This is a genomic window from Inquilinus sp. CA228 (assembly GCF_052078665.1).
Lineage (GTDB): Bacteria > Pseudomonadota > Alphaproteobacteria > DSM-16000 > Inquilinaceae > Inquilinus.
Genome location: NZ_JBQJIK010000112.1, coordinates 1 through 20004 on the forward strand (window position 1 = coordinate 1; position 20004 = coordinate 20004).

The 20004-nt window shown below is 69.8% G+C and carries 21 protein-coding genes; 12 read left to right on the top strand and 9 right to left on the bottom strand.

The features are described 5' to 3' along the window. Positions 1 to 182 precede the first annotated feature (182 nt). The 6 genes from ACTOWL_RS35005 to tldD form a co-directional block, all read right to left on the bottom strand. On the bottom strand, positions 183 to 521 hold the full coding sequence (locus tag ACTOWL_RS35005; RefSeq protein WP_441325930.1) for an antibiotic biosynthesis monooxygenase family protein: 339 nt from the start codon (positions 519 to 521) through the stop codon (positions 183 to 185). Between the two features lie 50 nt (positions 522 to 571). Then, positions 572 to 1081, bottom strand: coding sequence for a Csu type fimbrial protein (locus ACTOWL_RS35010; protein WP_441325931.1), 510 nt, complete (start codon positions 1079 to 1081; stop codon positions 572 to 574). Further along, complete coding sequence (locus ACTOWL_RS35015; RefSeq protein ID WP_441325932.1) at positions 1078 to 3402, bottom strand: fimbria/pilus outer membrane usher protein; 2325 nt, start codon at positions 3400 to 3402, stop codon at positions 1078 to 1080. Before ACTOWL_RS35015 ends, ACTOWL_RS35010 begins: the two co-directional genes overlap by 4 nt. Further along, entirely contained in the window at positions 3371 to 4084 is a 714-nt protein-coding gene (locus ACTOWL_RS35020; RefSeq protein WP_441325933.1) for a fimbrial biogenesis chaperone, read from the bottom strand. The genes ACTOWL_RS35015 and ACTOWL_RS35020 overlap by 32 nt, the downstream gene beginning before the upstream one ends. A gap of 23 nt (positions 4085 to 4107) precedes the next feature. Further along, the gene (locus ACTOWL_RS35025; protein ID WP_441325934.1) at positions 4108 to 4605 is read right to left on the bottom strand and encodes a Csu type fimbrial protein; all 498 of its coding nucleotides are present in this window, start codon (positions 4603 to 4605) and stop codon (positions 4108 to 4110) included. 251 nt (positions 4606 to 4856) lie between these two features. After that, positions 4857 to 6290, bottom strand: a complete 1434-nt coding sequence (tldD, locus tag ACTOWL_RS35030) for a metalloprotease TldD (RefSeq protein WP_441325935.1) — start codon at positions 6288 to 6290, stop codon at positions 4857 to 4859. 356 nt (positions 6291 to 6646) lie between these two features. On the opposite strand from tldD, the gene coxB reads away from it, so the two are divergent. From coxB to ACTOWL_RS35080, 10 genes are all read left to right on the top strand, one after another. Further along, the gene (gene coxB / locus ACTOWL_RS35035) at positions 6647 to 7480 is read left to right on the top strand and encodes a cytochrome c oxidase subunit II (protein WP_441325936.1); all 834 of its coding nucleotides are present in this window, start codon (positions 6647 to 6649) and stop codon (positions 7478 to 7480) included. A gap of 75 nt (positions 7481 to 7555) precedes the next feature. Continuing rightward, positions 7556 to 9154 (top strand): cytochrome c oxidase subunit I, encoded by a 1599-nt coding sequence (gene ctaD / locus ACTOWL_RS35040; protein WP_441325937.1) that lies wholly within the window; start codon positions 7556 to 7558, stop codon positions 9152 to 9154. A gap of 77 nt (positions 9155 to 9231) precedes the next feature. Continuing rightward, a complete protein-coding gene (locus ACTOWL_RS35045) occupies positions 9232 to 10164 on the top strand; it encodes a heme o synthase (RefSeq protein ID WP_441325938.1) in 933 nt (310 codons plus the stop codon). Between the two features lies 1 nt (position 10165). Further along, entirely contained in the window at positions 10166 to 10318 is a 153-nt protein-coding gene (locus tag ACTOWL_RS35050; RefSeq protein ID WP_441325939.1) for a hypothetical protein, read from the top strand. Then, positions 10319 to 10918: a cytochrome c oxidase assembly protein gene (locus ACTOWL_RS35055; RefSeq protein ID WP_441325940.1), complete on the top strand. Its 600-nt coding sequence runs from the start codon at positions 10319 to 10321 to the stop codon at positions 10916 to 10918. A gap of 70 nt (positions 10919 to 10988) precedes the next feature. Continuing rightward, positions 10989 to 11870, top strand: coding sequence for a cytochrome c oxidase subunit 3 (locus ACTOWL_RS35060; protein ID WP_441325941.1), 882 nt, complete (start codon positions 10989 to 10991; stop codon positions 11868 to 11870). Beyond that, positions 11845 to 12225 (top strand): DUF983 domain-containing protein, encoded by a 381-nt coding sequence (locus ACTOWL_RS35065; protein ID WP_441325942.1) that lies wholly within the window; start codon positions 11845 to 11847, stop codon positions 12223 to 12225. The genes ACTOWL_RS35060 and ACTOWL_RS35065 overlap by 26 nt, the downstream gene beginning before the upstream one ends. A 10-nt stretch (positions 12226 to 12235) precedes the next feature. Continuing rightward, the gene (locus ACTOWL_RS35070) at positions 12236 to 12958 is read left to right on the top strand and encodes an SURF1 family protein (RefSeq protein ID WP_441325943.1); all 723 of its coding nucleotides are present in this window, start codon (positions 12236 to 12238) and stop codon (positions 12956 to 12958) included. Continuing rightward, on the top strand, positions 12955 to 14448 hold the full coding sequence (locus tag ACTOWL_RS35075) for a carboxypeptidase M32 (RefSeq protein WP_441325944.1): 1494 nt from the start codon (positions 12955 to 12957) through the stop codon (positions 14446 to 14448). The genes ACTOWL_RS35070 and ACTOWL_RS35075 overlap by 4 nt, the downstream gene beginning before the upstream one ends. 116 nt (positions 14449 to 14564) lie before the next feature. After that, on the top strand, positions 14565 to 16016 hold the full coding sequence (locus ACTOWL_RS35080) for a DHA2 family efflux MFS transporter permease subunit (RefSeq protein ID WP_441325945.1): 1452 nt from the start codon (positions 14565 to 14567) through the stop codon (positions 16014 to 16016). Positions 16017 to 16019: 3 nt separating this feature from the next. Here ACTOWL_RS35080 and ACTOWL_RS35085 read toward each other — a convergent pair whose 3' ends face one another. The 3 genes from ACTOWL_RS35085 to ACTOWL_RS35095 all read right to left on the bottom strand — a co-directional run bounded on the left by ACTOWL_RS35085 (position 16020) and on the right by ACTOWL_RS35095 (position 17684). Next, positions 16020 to 16745 (bottom strand): J domain-containing protein, encoded by a 726-nt coding sequence (locus ACTOWL_RS35085; protein ID WP_441325946.1) that lies wholly within the window; start codon positions 16743 to 16745, stop codon positions 16020 to 16022. 9 nt (positions 16746 to 16754) lie between these two features. After that, entirely contained in the window at positions 16755 to 17465 is a 711-nt protein-coding gene (locus ACTOWL_RS35090) for a VWA domain-containing protein (RefSeq protein ID WP_441325947.1), read from the bottom strand. 72 nt (positions 17466 to 17537) lie between these two features. Next, the gene (locus tag ACTOWL_RS35095) at positions 17538 to 17684 is read right to left on the bottom strand and encodes a hypothetical protein (protein ID WP_441325948.1); all 147 of its coding nucleotides are present in this window, start codon (positions 17682 to 17684) and stop codon (positions 17538 to 17540) included. A 135-nt stretch (positions 17685 to 17819) separates the two neighbouring features. Between ACTOWL_RS35095 and ACTOWL_RS35100 the strand changes: the two genes are divergently transcribed. Then, on the top strand, positions 17820 to 18752 hold the full coding sequence (locus ACTOWL_RS35100; protein WP_441325949.1) for a LysR substrate-binding domain-containing protein: 933 nt from the start codon (positions 17820 to 17822) through the stop codon (positions 18750 to 18752). A gap of 34 nt (positions 18753 to 18786) precedes the next feature. After that, positions 18787 to 19809, top strand: a complete 1023-nt coding sequence (locus ACTOWL_RS35105; RefSeq protein WP_441325950.1) for a TAXI family TRAP transporter solute-binding subunit — start codon at positions 18787 to 18789, stop codon at positions 19807 to 19809. The last annotated feature ends 195 nt before the right edge of the window (positions 19810 to 20004 follow it).

The following is a 20004-nucleotide window of genomic DNA, read 5'->3' on the forward strand; positions in this document are numbered from 1 at the left end:
GATCAACCACACTCTCTGATCCATGGCACAGCTCTCTTCCCAAGGCATCGGCAGGCCCTCCCTGCCAAATTAGAGCTGTCACCCATCTATCCGGGCTATTCTGTTACCTCTCTATCCGGGCTGGACAGAGGCGTTGCCTCTGCCGATCGCGTTGGAGCGATCTAATCTCGAACGAACATGCCCTAGAACGGCGAATCCGCCGGCGCCTGCTCGCGCCGCTCGACCATGTCGTAGTCGCGCAGCACCGCGGCGATGCGCAGGCGGTAGCCCTGGAAGATGCCGGCCCGGCCGGCGGCCTGGGCGGCGCGGTGCTCGGCCCGGTTGCGCCAGCCGGCCACCGCCGCCTCGTCCTCCCAGAAGGACAGCGACAGCAGCTTGTCCGGGTTGGTCAGGCTGCGGAAGCGCTCGACCGAGATGAAGCCGGGCATCCGCTCCAGCACCGGGCGCAGCCGGGCGGCGTGATCGAGATAATCGTCGAACCGGCCCTCCGCCGGCTCGACCTCGAAGATCACGGCGATCATGCGCTCCTCCCTGGCTGCGTCCCCGGCCCAGCTTAGCGGAGCGCCGGCGGCTAGAGGCAGAGCGAGATGCCGGTATAGGTCACCGTCACGTTGAGAGTGTCCGAGTAGCTGCCGGGAATCGCGGCGGTGTTGACCGGGATCCGCCCGTAGAAGGTGATCGGCTCGACCCAGCTGCTGCCGATGGCGCCGACCAGCCGGCAGCGTGCCTGCACCGCGGTGCTGCCGGTGCCGTCGCCCCAGATGGTGGTCCGGGCGGCGGTGGTGTAGCCGTTATAGGCCAGCGTCGGCGTCCCGGCGCTCATCCGCCGCGGCGAGAAGGTGCCCGACCCGCCGGTGCTGACCGCCACGGTGTAGTTGATGCCGAGGCAGAGAATCGGGCAGACGCAGGTCACCGTGATCGTCGACATCGCGTTCAGCACCGTGCCCGAGAGCGGCGCGAAATTGCCGAAGGCGAGCGCGGTCGCGGTCACCGAGCAGCTTTCCCCGATGGCGAAAGCCGGACTGCCGGCCAGGGCGCAGGCCATTGCCGCGGGCAGGCTCCACAGCAGGGATCGTCTCATGGCGTTCCTCCGCAGGTGACAGGGCCGATCTGGGGGATCTCGCCCGGCACGGGCGCGAAGGCGAAGGCGATGCGGCACTGGCTGCCGTCCGGCAGGGTGACCGTGCCGGCATTCTCCGGCTGCAGGCCGGTGGCATAGCCCAGCCCGTCATAGCCGACCGGCAGCGGCTCCGCCCCGCCGCCGTCCAGCGCCAGCATCGAGCCGGGCGGCACCGCGCTGCCGTCGGGACGGTGGATGAGGATGGTGGCGGCGTCGCCGACGCGGACCGGGAAGTGCACCACGATGCCGCTGCGGTCGGACGGGATCACCAACCGGCGGGTGTCCTCGAAGGCCGCGTCGGCCGGCAGGTCGGCCACATCGATCGCCATCTTGTTGGCCTCATAGGCGCGCAGGCCGCGGACCAGCAATTGGCCGCTGCCGCCGGTGCGGCCGACCGGCCGGTTCTCCAGCGTGACGCCGACATCGGGCACGCCGGTGTCGACCACGGCGAAGCTGTCGTCGATGCGCTGGCCGAGGAACACCCCGCCGCCGGCATAGGTGAGCGAGCCGCGGATCCCGCCGCGGATGCTGGTCTGGTCGTCGATCTGGTCGCCCGCCACGGTGAAATCGGCCAGCGCCGTGCGGTAGTCGACCTGGCCGTAATAGCGGCGCAGGTCGCCTTCGCTGGCCTGGGCGTTCACCACCAGGCCGCGGTCGGACACGCCGGTGTCCTGGACGTAGCTGGCCCGCTGGGTCAGCCAGCGCTGGCCGTTCTGGGCCGTGGCGTCGAGGCCGACGCTGGTCTCGCGGCCGAGGGGGACGGTGAGCGACAGCATCACCCCGGCGTTCGAGTTGTCGTCGAGGTCGAGGAAGCTGGTGGCCACCAGCTGGATGTCGTCGAACAGCGTCACGCTGTAGTTGCCCGAGGCGATCTGCGTCCGGCCGAAATCAGTCCGGTCGAGATCGATATAGGCGACGCCGATCGACCCCCAGCGGTCGAGATTGAGGCTGGCGCTGACCCGGGTGCTGCCGCGCAGCCGGCTGCGGTCGTCCACCGCCGCCAGATCCTGGTAGATGCCGACGGTGCCGGTGCGCTGCAGGCTGACGCTCCAGCGCGATTCGAGATGCTCGACCCCGACCGCGTATTGCAGGCCTGAATCGCCGCCGGAATGGCTCCCCGACACCGCGGCGTTGACGGTGCCGAGCGTGCCGACGCCATAGACCATGCCGGCGCCGCCCAGGACCAGGTCGCGGCTGGTCTCGACATGAGCTTCCAGGGTGGTCGCGTCGTCGAGGCCGTAGCGCAGCGAGCCGATTCCGGCGAAGCCGGAATAGTCGGCACTGGCCTCGCCATAGCGCCGGCGGATCGAGCCGACCTCGAAGGAATAGTCGACGAAGCCTTCGCGCAGCAAGCTGCTGCTGGCGTAGAAGGGCAACGTCTGCACCGTCTCGCGGCCCAGCGCGTCGCGCACCACCACCCGGGCGTCGCCGCCGCCGGTCAGCACCGGCAGGCTGGTGATCTCGAACGGGCCCGGCTTCACCTCGGTCGTGAACTGCTTCACGTTGTTGACGTAGACGTCGACGGTGGACGGCACCGCGGCGTCGCCGCCGAAGGCCGGCACCGGGAAGGTCACCAGGTCGGGCCGCATCGTAAAGTCCCGGTCGACCTGGCCGCCGGCCATCCGCACCGGCCGGGTCCAGGCCAGGCCGCCGCTGATGAAATCGCCCAGCCGATAGCGGCGCAGCGCACCGGGGTCGGAATAGGTCCAGGTGGTGTCCAGCCGGATCACCCCGTCATCCTGCCCGTTCCCGCCCCCGGTGCCGATATTGCCGAGAAAGCTGGTGTCGAGCACGCCGAGCGGGCCGAAGACGCGGCCTTCCACCACGCCGGAGCCGTAGGTCGAATCCTCGCCGCGGGTGCCGATCAGGTCGTAGTTGAGCAGCAGGCCGTAAGCGCTGTCGGCCTGGGCAACGCGGGTGTCGCGGGCACCGATCTCCACCGGCTGGCGCCCCTCCTCCGGCAGGTCGATGCGCAGCGCCTGGGCCGGCTCGTCATAGTCGTATCGCAGGCCGGGAACGGCGGACAGCGGCAGCAGCCCGTCCGTGGTGGGATCGGCCCCCTGCGGCGGCCGCACGCCCACCGCCTGCAACTCCTCCGCCGTCGCATACAGGGTGCCGTCGCGCTCCACGAAGCCCCCGATCAGCTGCTGGCTCTGGCCGTTGACGGTGACGTCGAGATACAGGGCGCGATCCTCCGCCGTCGCCGACGCGGCCGCCAGCCACCCGGCAGCCGCGAGCCCGGCGCCTGCCCTAAGGGCTGCCGTCCAGGGCGATCGTGGCATCGATCCCGCCCTGGTCGCCGCTGCCTCGCAGTGCGATCTGCCCGCCCCGGTCCAGCCCGCGCAGCGGAATCCGCCAGCGCTTCTCCTGGCCGGGCAGGACATAGCCGCCGAAGGCCCGGCTGGCCGCGCCGCCGCGGGTGGCGATGGTCAGCCCGTCGAACTTGGCGTGCCGGGTGCCGCCGTTGCGGGCCGCGAGCTCGACCATGCCGCCGCCCGCCGGCCGGGCCGACCAGGAGACCTTGGCCTGGCCGGGGGCGGCCGGAACGACGAAGATCGGCAGCGACAGATGCAGCGCCAGGTTGATCTGCCCAGGCACGGGCACCGGGATCTCGTCGACCATCAGCCGGTAGCTCTTCTCCGCCGCTCCGGCGGATGGCCGGCGCAGCAGCACGCGGATCACCTGCTCCCGCCCCGGCGGGATGGTGACGATCGGCGGGCTGGCGACCAGCGCATCGGTCGGGGCCAGCCGGTCGACGCCGCCGGGCTGCGACCAGTCGAAGGTCCGCAGCTGCACCGTCACCGGCGCGGTCGCCCGGTTGGCCACGGTGATGGTCTGCGCCATCTGGCCCGCGGCGAAGTCGACGCCGAGCGGCGCCACCTCGAGCCCCCCGGCCCGAACGGCCGTGCTGCCGAGGCACAGGGCGGCCGAGGCCGCCGCGACCAGGGCGAGGCGTCGGCGCATCGCCGTCATCGGCCGCCCCCGGATCAGTAGGTGACCGTGACGTCGATCGTGTCGAGATACGCGTCGGGGGCGACGAACTGGCCGGCCGGGACGCGGCCGTAGACAGTGGAGATGATGGGGACGGCGCCGGCCGTGAGATGGACCACGTCGGTGCCCACCGTGTTGCCCCAGTTCACGGTGCGCCCGCTGTCGCTGTACAGGAAGTAGTTCAGCCGGGCGGTGGTGACGGTGGTGCCGGACATCTGGCGCGTGGTCACAGTGGCGCCGGCCGCATCGCCCTCATTGAGACCGATGTCGTAGCCGGTGCCGGCGGTGCAGGTGACGGTGATGGTGGAGGTGCTCAGCGCCGCCGTCGAGCTGGTGTAGTCCCCGAACGCCATCGGCGTCGCCACCACCGTGCAGAATTTCAGCACGGTCGCCGTGACCAGGAAGCTGGTGGTCGCCGTCGCCGCCTGGACAATACTGGCCGGTGCCAAGAACGCGATCGCCGCACCAATCAAAAGGCTCAAGGAGACACGCACGTCTCTCTCCCCCGAATAGCAATTATACAAATAGCGCTTCATCAGAAGCGCATCTTCATAACGCCACAATCGGGACCGGCTATCAAGGAGAACGAGGCACTCAAATGGGTGTTTTCAGCGGATAATTGTCCGATTTAAGAAGAGGCTCCGTCGATTTCCAAAGAATTACATAATATGATATTCAGTCTCAGACAAAAACACCCTGCACGGCAAAGCCGTATCATCCCTTCGGTGAGAGGATTTGCGACAGTTCAGGCGCGGGTGCCGCCGACCGTGAGCCCGTCGATCCTGAGGGTCGGCTGGCCGACGCCGACCGGCACGCCCTGGCCTTCCTTGCCGCAGGTGCCGATGCCGGGGTCCAGCGCCATGTCGTCGCCGACCATCGACACCTTGGTCAGCGCATCCGGCCCGTTGCCGATCAGGGTCGCGCCCTTCACCGCCGGACCGATCTTGCCGTCTTCGATCAGATAGGCCTCGGAGGCGGAGAACACGAACTTGCCGTTGGTGATGTCGACCTGGCCGCCGGCGAAGTTGACGGCGTAGAGGCCGCGCTTGACCGAGGCCAGGATCTCGGCCGCAGGCGTCTTGCCGCCCAGCATGATGGTGTTGGTCATGCGCGGCATCGGGTGGTGGGCGTAGCTCTGCCGCCGGCCGTTGCCGGTCGGCGCCATGCCCATCAGCCGGGCGTTCATCCGATCCTGCATGTAGCCGACCAGGATGCCGTCCTCGATCAGCGTGGTGCTGCGGGTCGGGGTGCCCTCGTCGTCCACCGTCAGGCTGCCGCGCCGGTCCGGCAGGGTGCCGTCGTCGATCACGGTGACGCCGGGCGCCGCCACGCGCTCGCCCATCAGGCCGGAGAAGGCCGAGGTCTTCTTGCGGTTGAAGTCGCCCTCGAGCCCATGGCCGATCGCCTCGTGCAGCAGGATGCCGGGCCAGCCGGAGCCGAGCACCACGGTCATCTCGCCGGCCGGGGCCTCGACCGCGTCCAGCCGCACCAGGGCCTGGCGCAGCGCCTCGTCCACCGCCGCCTGCCACTGCCCCGGCTCGAGGTAGAGATCATAGCCGGTGCGGCCGCCGGCGCCGTGGCTGCCGCTCTCCATCCGGTCGCCGTCGCCGACCACGACCGAGACATTCACGCGCACCAGCGGCCGGATGTCGGCGGCGTGGCGGCCGTCGGCACGGATGATCCGCACCGCCTGCCAGTTGCCGCTGATCGAGGCGCTGACTTGGCGCACCCGCGGATCCTTGGCCCGGGCATAGGCGTCGATCTCGGCCAGGACCTTGACCTTGGTCTCGAACGGCACGGCCGAGAGCGGATTGGCGTCGGTGTAGAGCTGCCGGTTGGTGCCCTGCGGCGGCTCGGCCAGGCTGCCGCCATGGCCGGCGCGGACCGCGCCCACCGTCTCCACCGCCCGCTTGACCGCGTCCTCGCTCAGGGTCGAGGCATGGCTGTAGCCGGTGGTCTCGCCGGCCACCGCGCGCAGGCCGAAGCCCTGCGACGTGTCGAAGCTGGCGCTCTTCAGCTTGCCGTCATCCCAGCTCAGCCCCTCGGACTGGACGTATTCCAGGAACAGCTCGCCGTCATCGGCGCCCTGCAGGGCCTCGCCGACCAGCCGCTCGAGCCGGGCGCGGTCGAGCCCGGCCTGGGTGAAGAACAGGTCGTCGGTCTGGTCGAGGGCGGTCATGGCGGGATTCCGGTCAGCGGATCTGGACTCCAGACATAGTGCCGCCCGCCGGCCGGGGCCAGCCCCGATCGGTCGAATCGGCCCGCAAGGGGATGCGACCATTTGCGTGACGGGCGCGGCGGCACAGCCTGTTGTTGCCCTCCGGAACGCCCTGTATTTTCGCCCTGGCCAGGATTGGCTCGGCTTCGTGCGGCCGGCGATGTCGTAAGGGCTTCAACCCTTGCGGTTCCATCGCTATAAGGCCGGACGGAGTCCATTGGCGGCGACAGCCGGCATGGGCCATGGGTGGGAACGACAACGATAACGAAAGAGCGCACGGCATGCGATCGGGCAGACTGCGTGAATTGGCGGCAGGCGTGTCGGTCCTGCTTCTCCTCGGCACAGGCACGGCCTTCGCCGACGGCCCGCCGCACAACTGGCAGCTCGGCTTCCAGGAAGCAGCCTCGCCGATCAAGGAGCAGATGGAGAGCTTCCACAACCTGCTCCTGATCATCATCGTGGCGCTCACGGTGTTCGTGCTGGGGCTGCTGGTCTATGTGATGTGGCGCTTCAGCGCCAGCCGCAACCCTGTGCCGTCCAAGACCGCGCACAACACGATCATCGAGGTGCTCTGGACGGTCGCGCCGGTCCTGATCCTGCTGGTCATCGTGGTGCCATCCTTCCGCCTGCTCTACTACGGCGACCGCACGCCGAACCCCGAGATGACCCTGATCGCCCATGGCTACCAGTGGAACTGGGGCTACGAATATCCGGACCAGAAGATCGCCGAGTACACCAGCTACATGCTGAAGGACAATGAACTGAAGCCGGGCCAGGTGCGGATGCTGTCGGTCGACAACCCGGTGGTGCTGCCGGTCGACACCGACATCCAGATCCTGACCACCGCCGGCGACGTCATCCACTCCTGGGCGGTCCCGGCCTTCGGCGTGAAGAAGGACGCGGTGCCCGGCCGGACCAACGAGACCTGGGTCCGCATCGACAAGCCGGGCGTCTATTACGGCCAGTGCTCGCAGCTGTGCGGCACCGACCACGCCTTCATGCCGATCGAGGTGCACGCGGTCAGCCGCGCCGACTTCGACAAATGGGTCGTCGAGAAGGTCGGGCCGAACCCGGCCGAAAAGCCGAAGCTTCTGACCATGACCTGGGACGAGGCGCAGGCGCGCACCAAGCTGGCCCAGGCCGGCCAATGATCCCCAGCGGGGAGTGATCCCACTCGGGGCCAGCGGCTCCGACAGGCAACCCCGGACGGGGAAGAGGTTGACACGATGGCTCACGCCGACGCGCACGCACATGGTCACGACGACCACCACAGCCACAAGCCGGGCTTCTTCAAGCGCTGGCTGTTCTCGACCAACCACAAGGACATCGGCACGCTGTACCTGATCTTCGCGATCTGCGCGGGGCTGGTCGGCGGCGTGTTCTCGCTGATCATGCGGCTCGAGCTGCAGAATCCGGGGATGCAGTTCCTGTCCGGCGGGCAGGAGTGGAACGTCATCATCACCGCCCACGGCCTGATCATGGTGTTCTTCACGGTCATGCCGGCGATGATCGGCGGCTTCGGCAACTGGTTCGTGCCGATCATGATCGGCGCGCCGGACATGGCCTTCCCGCGGCTGAACAACATCTCGTTCTGGCTGCTGGTCCCGGCCTTCGCGCTGCTGGTCGGCTCGGCCTTCGTCGGCCAGGGCGCCGGCACCGGCTGGACCATCTACCCGCCGCTGTCCGAGGCCGGGCAGCCCGGGCCTTCGGTCGACATGGCGATCTTCGCCCTGCACCTGGCCGGCGCGTCCTCGATCCTCGGCGCGGTGAACTTCATCACCACGATCTTCAACATGCGCGCGCCGGGCATGACGCTGCACAAGATGCCGCTGTTCGTCTGGTCGATGCTGGTGACCGCGTTCCTGCTGCTGCTGGCCGTGCCGGTGCTGGGCGGCGCCATCACCATGCTGATCACCGACCGCAACTTCGGCACCAGCTTCTTCAAGCCCGAGGGCGGCGGCGACCCGATCCTGTTCCAGCACCTGTTCTGGTTCTTCGGGCACCCCGAGGTCTACATCATGATCCTGCCGGGCTTCGGCATGATCAGCCACATCGTGTCGACCTTCTCGAAGAAGCCGGTGTTCGGCTATCTCGGCATGGCCTACGCCATGGTCGCGATCGGCGTCGTCGGCTTCGTCGTGTGGGCGCACCACATGTTCACCACCGGCATCGACGTCGACACCCGCGCCTACTTCACCGCCGCCACCCTGATCATCGCGGTGCCGACCGGCATCAAGATCTTCTCCTGGATCGCGACGATGTGGGGTGGGTCGATCGAGTTCAAGACGCCGATGCTGTGGGCCGTCGGCTTCATCTTCCTGTTCACCATCGGCGGCGTCACCGGCGTGGTGCTGGCCAATGCCGGCATCGACACCGCCCTGCACGACACCTACTACGTCATCGCGCACTTCCACTACGTGCTGTCGCTGGGCGCGGTGTTCTCGATCTTCGGCGGCTTCTACTACTGGATCGGCAAGATGTCCGGCCGGCAGTACCCGGAGACCTGGGGCAAGATCCACTTCTGGATGACGTTCATCGGCGTCAACCTGACCTTCTTCCCGCAGCATTTCCTGGGCCTGGCCGGCATGCCGCGGCGCCAGCCGGACTATCCGGACGCGTTCCACGGCTGGAACATGGTGTCGTCCTTCGGCGCCTACATTTCGGTCGCGGCCGCCTTCCTGTTCGTCGGCATCGCCTTCTACACGATCCGCTACGGCCGCCGGGTGGAGAGCAACTACTGGGGCGAAGGCGCCACCACGCTGGAGTGGACGCTGCCGTCGCCGCCGCCGTTCCACCAGTTCGAGCAGCTGCCCCGGGTCAGGTGACCCGAGGCTGAGAAAAAGAGCAGACCGGGCCGGGCCGCGCGGATACTCCGTGCGGCCCGATCCGCTTGAGGTTTATGATGGTTGACGTGACCCTGGACCGGACAGCCCGAACCGCTGCGGCCGAGGCCGAAGGCGGCGCCACCTGGCAGGACTATCTCGCGCTCTTGAAGCCGCGGGTGATGACGCTTGTCGTCTTCACCGGCATCGCCGGGCTGATCGCGGCGCCGGGTTATCTGCATCCGGTCCTGGCCGCCACCGCCGTGCTGTGCATCGCCGTCGGCGCCGGCGCGGCCGGGGCCATCAACATGTGGTACGACCGCGACATCGACGCGGTGATGAGCCGGACCTGCGGCCGGCCGATCGTGCGCGGCCGCATCGCCCCGTCCGAGGCGCTGGCCTTCGGCGTGTTCCTGTCGGTCGCCGCCGTGCTGGTGATGGGGCTGGCGGTGAACTGGGTCGCCGCCCTGGTCCTGGCCTCGGCCTCGGCCTTCTACATCTTCGTCTACACCATCTGGCTGAAGCGGCGGACGCCGCAGAACATCGTCATCGGCGGCGCCGCCGGGTCGTTCCCACCGATGATCGGCTGGGCCGCCGTGACCGGCGATATCAGCGTGCCGTCGATGCTGCTGTTCGCCCTGATCTTCATGTGGACCCCGCCGCATTTCTGGGCGCTGGCGCTGTTCCGCAGCGACGAATACGCCAAGGCCGGGGTGCCGATGCTGCCGGTGGTGTCCGGCGCGCGCGAGACCAAGCGCCAGATGCTGGCCTACACCCTGGCCCTGTTCCCGCTCGGCCTCGGCCCCTGGCTGGTCGGCACCGCCGGGCTGACCTACGCGGTCGGCGCCGGCCTGCTCGGCGCGCTGTTCATCCTGTGCGCCGTGCGGGTACTGCGCGAGGACGGCACGGCCACCAACCACCGCGCCGCCAAGCAGATGTTCGGCTTCTCCATCTTCTACCTGTTCGCGATCTTCGGCCTGCTGATCGTCGACCACACCGCGGTGCATCTCTGACATGGCCGGCCGTTCGACCCCGACCCCGGCGGCGGCGCCGGCGCCCGATGCAAGGCGCCGCCTGCGCGGCCGCAACCTGGCCCTCGCCCTCGGCCTGCTGGCCTGGGTGGTGCTGATCTTCGCGATCACCATCGTCAAGATGAAGGGGGGCTAGATGGCCGAGCTCGACCCCAAGATCCGGCGCCGCAACCGCCTCATCCTGACCACGCTGTGCGGCGTCGCCTTCTCGATGGGCGTGCTGGCCTTCGCCTCGTCGCCGCTGTACCGGCTGTTCTGCCAGGTCACCGGCTATGGCGGCACCACCCAGGTCGCCGATTCGGTCTCCGACACGGTGCTGGACCGCAAGGTGCGGGTCCGCTTCGTCGCCAACACCGATGCCGGCCTGCCCTGGACCTTCAAGGCCGAGCAGAGCGAGGTCGAGGTCCGCCTCGGCGAGCCGGCGCTGATCTACTTCCAGGCCACCAGCACCGCCACCGAGCCGACCGCCGGCCAGGCGGTCTACAACGTGACGCCGGACAAGGTCGGGCTCTACTTCTCGAAGGTGCAGTGCTTCTGCTTCACCGAGCAGATCATCCAGCCGGGCGAGACGGTGGAGTTCCCGGTCTACTTCTATGTCGACGCGGCGATGGACGCGCAGCCGAACCTGAGCGACGTGCGCACCATCACCCTGTCCTACACCTTCTACGGCCAGCGCTCGAAGGCGCTGGAGAATGCGGTGGCCGCCTATTATCGTGCGGCCGAGAAGAACGGCTGACGGCCTGCCGGCAGCGCCAGGGCGGAACACCGAAGCGGATATCGGACGAGAGACCGAGAGGGGCACGAGGATGAGCACCACCGACGTCCATGCCGACAGGCACGAGACGAGCTACGAACTGAACGCGGTTCCGCATCCCTATCATCTGGTCGACCCCAGCCCGTGGCCCCTGCTCGGCGCGCTCGCGGCCGGCTGCATGGCGATCGGCGGCGTCCTGTTCATGCATGACGAGGGGCCGGCGCTGCTGATCGCGGGCTTCCTGGGCGTGCTGGCGGTGATGTTCGGCTGGTGGCGCGACGTGATCAAGGAATCGACCTTCCGCAAGCTGCACACCCCGGTGGTGAAGCTGGGCCTGCGCTACGGCATGATGCTGTTCATCGCCTCGGAGGTGATGTTCTTCGTTGCGTTCTTCTGGGCCTATTTCGACTCCAGCCTGTTCGTCAACGAGGCCTCGCAATACGCCCGGGTCGCGGCGACCGGCGGCGTCTGGCCGCCCAAGGGCATCACCCCGGTCGACGCCTTCCACTTCCCGCTGCTGATGACCCTGGTGCTGCTGCTGTCGGGCTGCACCGTGACCTGGGCGCATCACGAGATCGTCGAAGGCCACATGAAGGAGGCGTCGAAGGCGCTCGGCATCACCGTGCTGCTCGGCGCGATCTTCACCTGCATCCAGATCTGGGAATACACCCACTCCGAATTCGGCTTCACCGACGGCGTCTTCGCCTCGACCTTCTACATGGCCACCGGCTTCCACGGCTTCCATGTGCTGGTCGGCACCATCTTCCTGGCGGTGTGCTGGTTCCGGACGGCGCGCGGCGACTTCACCAAGGACAGCCATTTCGGCTTCGAGGCCGCCGCCTGGTACTGGCACTTCGTCGACGCGGTCTGGCTGTTCCTGTTCGTCGCCATCTACTGGTGGGGCGGCCATGGCGGCGCCGTCGCGGCGCACTAGGCCTCGGTGGCTCCTGTCTCTCCCCTGGCCGCGGCGCTGGGCTGCAAATGCCCGCGCTGCGGCCGGGGCCGCCCTGTTCAAGGGCTTCCTGACGGTCGCCGACCGCTGTTCGGCCTGCGACCTTGATCTCTCCGAGGTCGATTCGGGCGACGGTCCGGCCGTCTTCCTGATCTTCATCCTCGGCTTCACCGTGGTGCCGCTGACCCTCTGGCTCGGCTTCGCCTTCGACCTGCCGGACTGGGCGCCGGTCGCGATCGGCGCCACCCTCCTCGTCCTGCTCACCGCGCTCCTGATCCGCCCCGCCAAGGCCTATGTCGTGGCGCTGCAATACCGGCACCGCCGCACCGGCGGCTGAGAGCCCCGCAATGGCATCGCGTTTCCGGCCGGAGCTCTGGCCGACCGTCTTCCTGATCCCCGCCCTCGCCCTGATGCTCGGGCTCGGCATCTGGCAGCTCGAGCGGCTGGCCTGGAAGACCGACCTGATCGACCGGATCGAGCGCGGCCTGGCCGCCCCGCCGGCGCCACTGCCGGCCGAGCTCGATCCCGGCTTCGACTACCGCCACGTCACCGTCACCGGCCGCTTCGACGCCGCCCACGCCTTCCGGCTGCTGGCCCGGGTGAATGACGGCGCCACCGGCATCCAGGTGGTGACGCCGCTGCTGCGCGACGATGGCGGCCCGGCGGTCATGGTCAACCGCGGCTGGGTACCGCTCGGCCCCGACGGCAAGCCCGCCGACTACGACCCGCCGCCCGCGGGCACGGTGACGGTCGAGGGCGTCGCCCGCAGGCCCCTGCCCCAGGGCTGGATGCAGCCCGACAACAGCCCGGCCACCAATGAATGGTTCTGGGCCGACCTGCCGGCCATGGCCGCCGCGGCCGGGCTGGGCGGGGCGGCGCCGGTGGTGGTCGAGCAGGCGGCCGGCCCGGACCGCACGCGCCCCCCGATCGGCGGCCAGACCAAGGTCGATCTGCCGAACGACCATCTCGAATACGCGATCACCTGGTTCAGCTTTGCCTTCATGCTGGTCGCGATCTACCTGCTGCATCATCTGCGGCGCCGTACCGCCCGGAAAGGACCCGACGCATGACCGCCTATGCCGAGATCGCCGCCCATTTCGGCCGCATCGCCGCGCTGTCCAACGCCATCGGCATCCTCGATTGGGACAACGCCACGATGATGCCGAGGGGCGCCGCCGAGACCCGAGCGGAGAGCATGGCGCTGCTGCAGGTGCTGCGCCACGGCATGATCACCGATCAGCGCCTGTCCGACTGGCTGCCGGAGGCCGAGGCCGACAACCGGCTGGGCGAGTGGGAGCGCGCCAATCTGCGCGAGATCCGGCGGCTGTGGACGGTGCAGACGGTGGTGCCGGCCGACCTGGTCGAGGCGTCGAGCAAGGCGGTGTCGGCCTGTGAGATGGCGTGGCGCCAGGCCCGCGCCGATTCGGATTTCGCGTCGCTGCTGCCGAAGCTGCAGGAGGTGCTGCGGTTGCAGCGCGAGATCGGCCGCGCCAAGGGCGAGGCGCTGGGCCTGTCGGCCTATGACGCCCTCTTGAACGACTACGAGCCCGGCGGACGGTCGGAGCGGATCGACGCGCTGTTCGACGACCTCGCCGAATTCCTGCCCGGCTTCACCGAGGAGGTGCTGGCGGCCCAGGCGCGCCGGCCGGCGACGCCGCGGCCGGAGGGCCTGTTCCCGGTCGAATCGCAGCGCGCGCTGGGCATCGCCATGATGGGCGTGCTGGGCTACGATTTCGAGCGCGGGCGCCTCGACGTCTCCACCCACCCGTTCTGCGGCGGCGGCGACAACGATGTCCGGATCACCACCCGCTACGACGAGGCCGACTTCACCCGCGCTTTGATGGGCGTGCTGCACGAGACCGGCCATGCCCTGTACGAGCAGGGGCGGCCGCAGGCCTGGATGAGCCAGCCGGTCGGCCAGGCCCGCGGCATGAGCCTGCATGAGAGCCAGTCGCTGCTGATGGAGATGCAGGCCTGCCGCAGCCGCGAGTTCATCACCTTCGCCGCGCCGCGGATGCGCGACGCCTTCGGCGGCAACGGCCCGGCCTGGGAGGCGGAGGCGCTGTGGCGGCACTACACCCGGGTCGAGCGCGGCTTCATCCGGGTCGACGCCGACGAGGTCACTTATCCCGCCCATGTCATCCTGCGCTACCGGCTGGAGAAGGCGATGATCGCCGGCGAGCTGCCGCTGGCCGATCTGCCGGCCGCCTGGAACGACGGCATGCAGGCGCTGCTGGGCGTGGTGCCGCCGAACGACCGGCTGGGCTGCCTGCAGGACATCCACTGGCCGAGCGGCGGCTGGGGCTATTTCCCGACCTACACGCTGGGCGCCATGACCGCGGCGCAGATCTTCGACGCCGCCAACCGGGCCCAGCCGGACGTCCTGCCCGCGATCGGCCGCGGCGACTTCGCGCCCCTGGTCGGCTGGCTGCGCGCCAACATCCACGGCCAGGGCTCGCGCTGGGAGACCGACGAGCTGCTGACCCGCGCCACCGGCCGGCCGCTCGACGCCGCCGTGTTCAAGGCGCATCTGCGCCGTCGTTATGGCGGTGAGGCCTGACGCCCGAAACTTGCATGCCTCCAATGCGGCTTTGGCGCGCAGGATTTCGTCTCATCAGACGAGTTGAGTCGGAATCCCGCACGCCCGAGGGGGCCGCGCCGCCGCGGCCTTGAGACATGACGACCCGCCTTCCGCGCCAAGTGCTGATCCCGATGATCATCGCCTGCGCGCTGTTCATGGAGAATCTCGATTCGACGGTGATCGCGACGGCGCTGCCGAACATCGCCCATTCCTTCGGCACCGACCCGCTGCATCTCAGCCTCGCCATCACCTCCTACCTGCTCAGCCTCGCCGTCTTCATCCCGGCCAGCGGCTGGATCGCCGACCGGTTCGGCGCCAAGAACGTGTTCCGGACGGCGATCATCGTCTTCACCATCGGCTCCATCCTGTGCGGCCTGTCGAACTCGACCGTCGAGCTGGTCGGCGCCCGCGTGGTCCAGGGCATCGGCGGGGCGATGATGGTGCCGGTCGGCCGGCTGGTGCTGCTGCGCAGCGTCTCGAAATCCGAGCTGGTGCGGGCGATGGCCTATTTCACCACCCCGGCCCTGCTGGGCCCGGTGCTAGGCCCGCCGCTGGGCGGCTTCATCGCCACCTACAGCTCCTGGCGGCTGATCTTCTTCATCAACGTGCCGATCGGCATCATCGGCGTGATCCTGGTCACCCTGTTCATCGACGACATCCGCGAGGAGGAGAGGCCGCCGTTCGACGGCTGGGGCCTGCTGATGACCGGCACCGCCCTGGCCTGCCTGGTGTTCGGCTTCGAGACGCTCGGGCGATCGATCCTGCCGCTGCCGGTGACCTTCGGCCTGCTGATCTTCGGCGCGCTGCTGATCTGGGCCTATGTCCGCCACGCCCACCGGGTGCCGTCGCCGATCATCGACCTGAAGCTGCTGCATGTCCGCACCTTCCGCATCTCGCTGGTCGGCGGCACCATCTTCCGCATCGGCATCGGCGCCATCCCGTTCCTGCTGCCGCTGATGCTGCAGCTCGGCTTCGGCATGACCCCGTTCGAATCCGGCCTGCTGACCTTCGTCAGCGCCGCCGGTGCGCTGTGCATGAAGATGACGGCGGTCCACATCATCCGCGGCCTCGGCTTCCGCCGGGTGCTGGTGTGGAACGCGGCGATCAGCTCGATCTTCCTGATGAGCTATTCGCTGTTCCGGGCCGACACGCCGCATCTGCTGATCATGGCGCTGCTGCTGATGGGCGGCTATTTCCGCTCGCTGCAGTTCACCAGCCTGAACACGCTGGCCTTCGCCGACATCCCGCCGCAGAAGATGAGCCGCGCCTCCAGCTTCTCGAGCACGGCGCAGCAGCTGTCGGCCAGCCTGGGCGTCGCCACCGGCGCGGTGCTGCTGAACCTGACCCTGCTGCTGCATGGCGGCACCACGCTGCGGGCGACCGATTTCTCCTGGGCCTTCGCCGCGGTCGGCCTGCTGTCGCTGGGCTCGGTGCTGATGTTCCTGCGCCTTGCCCCCGATGCCGGCGCCGAGGTCTCCGGCCACGCCGTCGCCCCGGTGGCGCCGGCGGAGCAGCCGGGCTCGCCCCGGGTCGCGCCGGGAGAGTAGGCTTCAGGTCCCCAGCAGCCGGTCGCGGGCGGCATTGAGCCGGGCCGCCATGTCGGCCGAGCCGCCGCGGTCCGGATGGTGCCGCTTCATCATCCGGCGATGCGCCGCCTTCACCGCCGCGGGCGAGGCGCCGACGGGCAGGCCGAGCAGGGCATAGGCCTCGGCCTCCGACATCTCCGTCCCGCGCGGGCCGACCCCGTCCTGCTTGGCCCAGTCCGGGCCGAAGCGGCGGTCGAGATAGGTCTCCAGCACCCGGGCCGAATCGGGGTCGTCGGCGCGGCACTCGAACAGCAGGCGCAGCAGCGCCGGCAGCGGCAGCGAGGCCAGGCTGCGCCCCTCCGCCGGGCCGGGCCGCAGGACATAGCCGTCCATCGCGCCGCTGCCGTGGTCGAGCTGGATGTCGAGGCTGCGCGTCTTCAGCTGCGAGGCGCCGCCCGGCGTCGGGCCGGCTGCGGTCTGCCGGGCGCGGCGCCAGCGCAGGAACCAGGGCAGCCCTTGGATCAGGATCGGCGACAGGCGCTGCAGCCACAGCAGGAGTGCGCCGAGCACGGCGAGCAGCCCGGTCAGCCGGCCGGTCAAGAGCAGGAACAGCCCGAGCCCGGCGAGCAACACGATGCCGCCCCAGCGCATGCCGCGGACCACCTTCTGCGGCTCGGTATTGGCGAACCAGCGGGCGAGCAGCGGCACCCCGAGGCCGAGCGCCAGGACCAGGATGAAAAGCTGGAGCACGGTTGCGGCCTAACCTCCCATCCGCCCGATCAGCGCCGTGACCGCGGCGCCGCGGCGGCGGCCGAGATCCTCCAGCGCCGGGCGGCCACCGGCAGCATAGACCGCCACCGCCGCCAGCAGGTCGCGCAGCTGGCCCGGGCTCGAGGAATCGAACGGGCAATAGGCGCCGCGGGTCAGCCGCGCGATCTCGCGGAAGGCGCGGGCGGCGAGCGGGTCGGGGCCCTCGTGGAACAGGAACACCGGCACGCCGCGCAGCGCCAGCCGGCCGGCCTGGGCGCAGACCGGGTCGAGCGATTCCTCGAAGGCGTCGCCGACGAAGACCAGGGCGTCGACCTTGCCGCGCCCGGCCTCCGCCTCGGCATGGCTCAGCACCCGGCCGAGCTGGGTCTCGCCGGCGCGGCAGCGCACCTTGCTCATCAGCCGCGCCAACTCGACGCCGTCGGAGACCCAGGCCGTGGCCTTGCACTCGCCGAAGCCGCGGTAGAACACCAGTTGCAGGTCCAACCCGCCCAGCGCCGCGGTCTCGGTGAACATCTCGCCCTGCAGGCGGCAGGCGCGGTCCCAGGTGTCCTCGCGGCTCTGCGTCGCGTCGAGCGCGAAGATCAGCCGGCCGCGCCGCCCGTCCTGGCGCTGCGCCGGCGTCGCCGCCACCCGGCGCAGGAAGGCGTCCACCTCCGACCGGCTTTGGCCGGCAGGCAGCTTGTCGTCGGGGCCCGTCATCGGTTCGTGTCCATCACCGATAATGATGGGGACCGGCGGGCGGAAATCCAATCGGAACCGGTTGCGAACCCGTCAGCAGCGGTCACTTAGGCCGACATCCCGGCGCAGCGCGTCCGGCAGCGTCTCGACCGAGCGCAAGGTCGGGCGCGGCGTCCACAGCCAGCGCAGCAGGAAGCGGCGGAAGGGGCGGCGGGAGGTCCGGGTCAGGGCGAAGGTCATGGCCGTGCACTCCGAGGCTTGCCGGGACCACAGATCCATGAGACAAAATCATCATGATCCCTGGTCGATCAAAGCCTATGCGGCCTTTGAGGCCATAGCGAATGATGGTTTCTCGCCTTGGCATGAGCATGGCTAATGAGTGACGCGATCCAGCATCTGCCGCTGGCGGCGCTGCGCACCTTCGACAGCGTGGCCCGGCATCTCAGCTTCACCAGGGCGGCGGCCGAGTTGGCGGTGACCCAGAGCGCCGTGAGCCACCAGATCCGCTCGCTCGAATCCGACATGTGCGTGCGGCTGTTCAAGCGGCTGAATCCCGGCATCGCTTTGACCGAGGCCGGGGCGCAGCTGGCGCCGGAGGTGCGGGTGGCGCTGGAGCGGCTGGGCGCGGCGGTCGCCTACACCAGGCGCTGCGGCCGCGGCGGCGTACTGCGGGTCGGCGCCGGCGGCGCCTTCGCCACCGGCTGGCTGGTGCCGCGGCTCGGCCGCTTCGCCGCCGCGCATCCGGAGATCGAGGTCCGGCTGTCGATGGCGATGCGCAACCCGGACCTGGAGGAGGACGAGCTGGACCTCGCCGTGCTCAGCCAGGAGATCAGTCAGGAGTCGGGCCGGTCGCTGCAGCTGGACGGCGAGGCGGTGCTGTTCGAGGAGCGGATCTACCCGGTGTGCAGCCCGACGCTGCTGCCCTTGCTCCGCACTCCGGCCGACCTGGCCCGGATCACCCTGCTGCATGAGGAGTGCGACGAGGCGCCGTCGCCGCGCTCGGCCCTGAGCTGGGAGCCGTGGCTGGAGCGGCTGGGCGTGGCGGACCAGCCGCGGCGCAGCGCCATCCGCCTCAGCCATTTCACCCTGGTGCTGGCGGCGGCGCTGGACGGCGTCGGCGTGGCGCTCGGCCGCGAGCAGCTGATCCAGGCGGCGCTGGCCGAAGGTCGCCTCGTCCGCCCGTTCGGGCCGGAGCTGGAGCTGCGCAGCCGCCGCCAGGTGATCCGCTGGCGCAGTGCGCCCGGCAACGAGTCCCGCATCGCGGCGTTCCGAAGCTGGCTTCTGGCGGAAAGCGCGGCCGAGCGTTAGCCTCGTCCCGGTGCTCCACCACCTCGGATCGACGATGCCCTCTTCGCGCGCCCCCCTCCTCGCCGGCCTGGCCGCCGCCTTCCTCCTCGGCCTCGCCGCCCCGGGCGCCCGGGCACAGGGCACGGCCGCCGCTCCCCGCGAGATCATCGTCGCCACCGCCCCGGTCAACTCGCCACTCGGCCGCTGGGGCAACGCCTTCGTCGAGCGGCTGAAGGCGGATCAGCCGGTGTCGGAGGCGATCACCGCCGGTGCGCTGCCGAATGTCGCGCTGCTGCAGAGCGGCCGGGTGGCGATCGGCCTGGTCTCGCTCGACGTCGCCGCCGCGGCGTGGGGCGGCACCAGCCCGATGGCGCCGGGCATGAAGTTCGACCATCTGCGTGCCCTGGCGCCGGTGGCGCCGGCCGCGGTGCTGCGCTTCGTGGTGCCGGCGGGCAGCGGCATCGCCACCGCCTCCGGCCTCGCCGACAAGCGCGTGGCCGTGGCCACCGACGACGCCCTGACCGAACCGATGCTGACGGCGCTGGGCATCAAAGCGACGCTGCGGCGCCTGCCGCTGACCGAGGTGGCGAAGCAGTTCGCCGACAAGAAGATCGACGCGGTCGCGGTCACCGGCCTGGAGCCCTTCGCCCTGCCGGCGCAGCAACCGGCCGTCACCTTCGGCCTGACGGTCGCCGAGATCGCCAGGGTGGCCGGCGTGATCCCGGGCGTGGCCGCCGCCGCGGTGCCGCTGCCGCCGGCGCCCCCTGCTCCGGCCGATCCCGCCGCCCCGGTGGACCCGGCCGCTGCGCCGGCCGCCCTCACGCCGGCGCCGCAACCGCTGCCGCCCAGTGCCGGCATGTGGACCTGGCTGGTCGCGACCGACGCGCTGCCCGAGGAGGTGGCCCGCCGCGCCACTCAGATCGCGGTCGGCGAGGCGGTGGCGCTGGCCGAGGCGGCCGGCTTCGAAGCCTCGCCGGCGCTCGACCCGCTGACCAACCGCGCCCTGCCCTTCCACCGCGGCGCCGCCGCAGCCTGGGCCGCGCATGGCGTCACGGTGCCGCCGGACCAGGTGCGATGAGACAGTCCCTCAGCTCATAGGATCGTCATCGCGAGGCAGGCGTCGACATCAGAGCGAGTCGCCTCTCCCGCCTGCGAGGCCTTTTCAGAACGCCGTCGTTGGGCCGGTCCGTCCCTTCCATTGTCCAGCGGATAGATGGGTGACATTTTAGACCGGATAGATGGGTGACAGATGCGTCGGGGTGGGGGGCCGGCG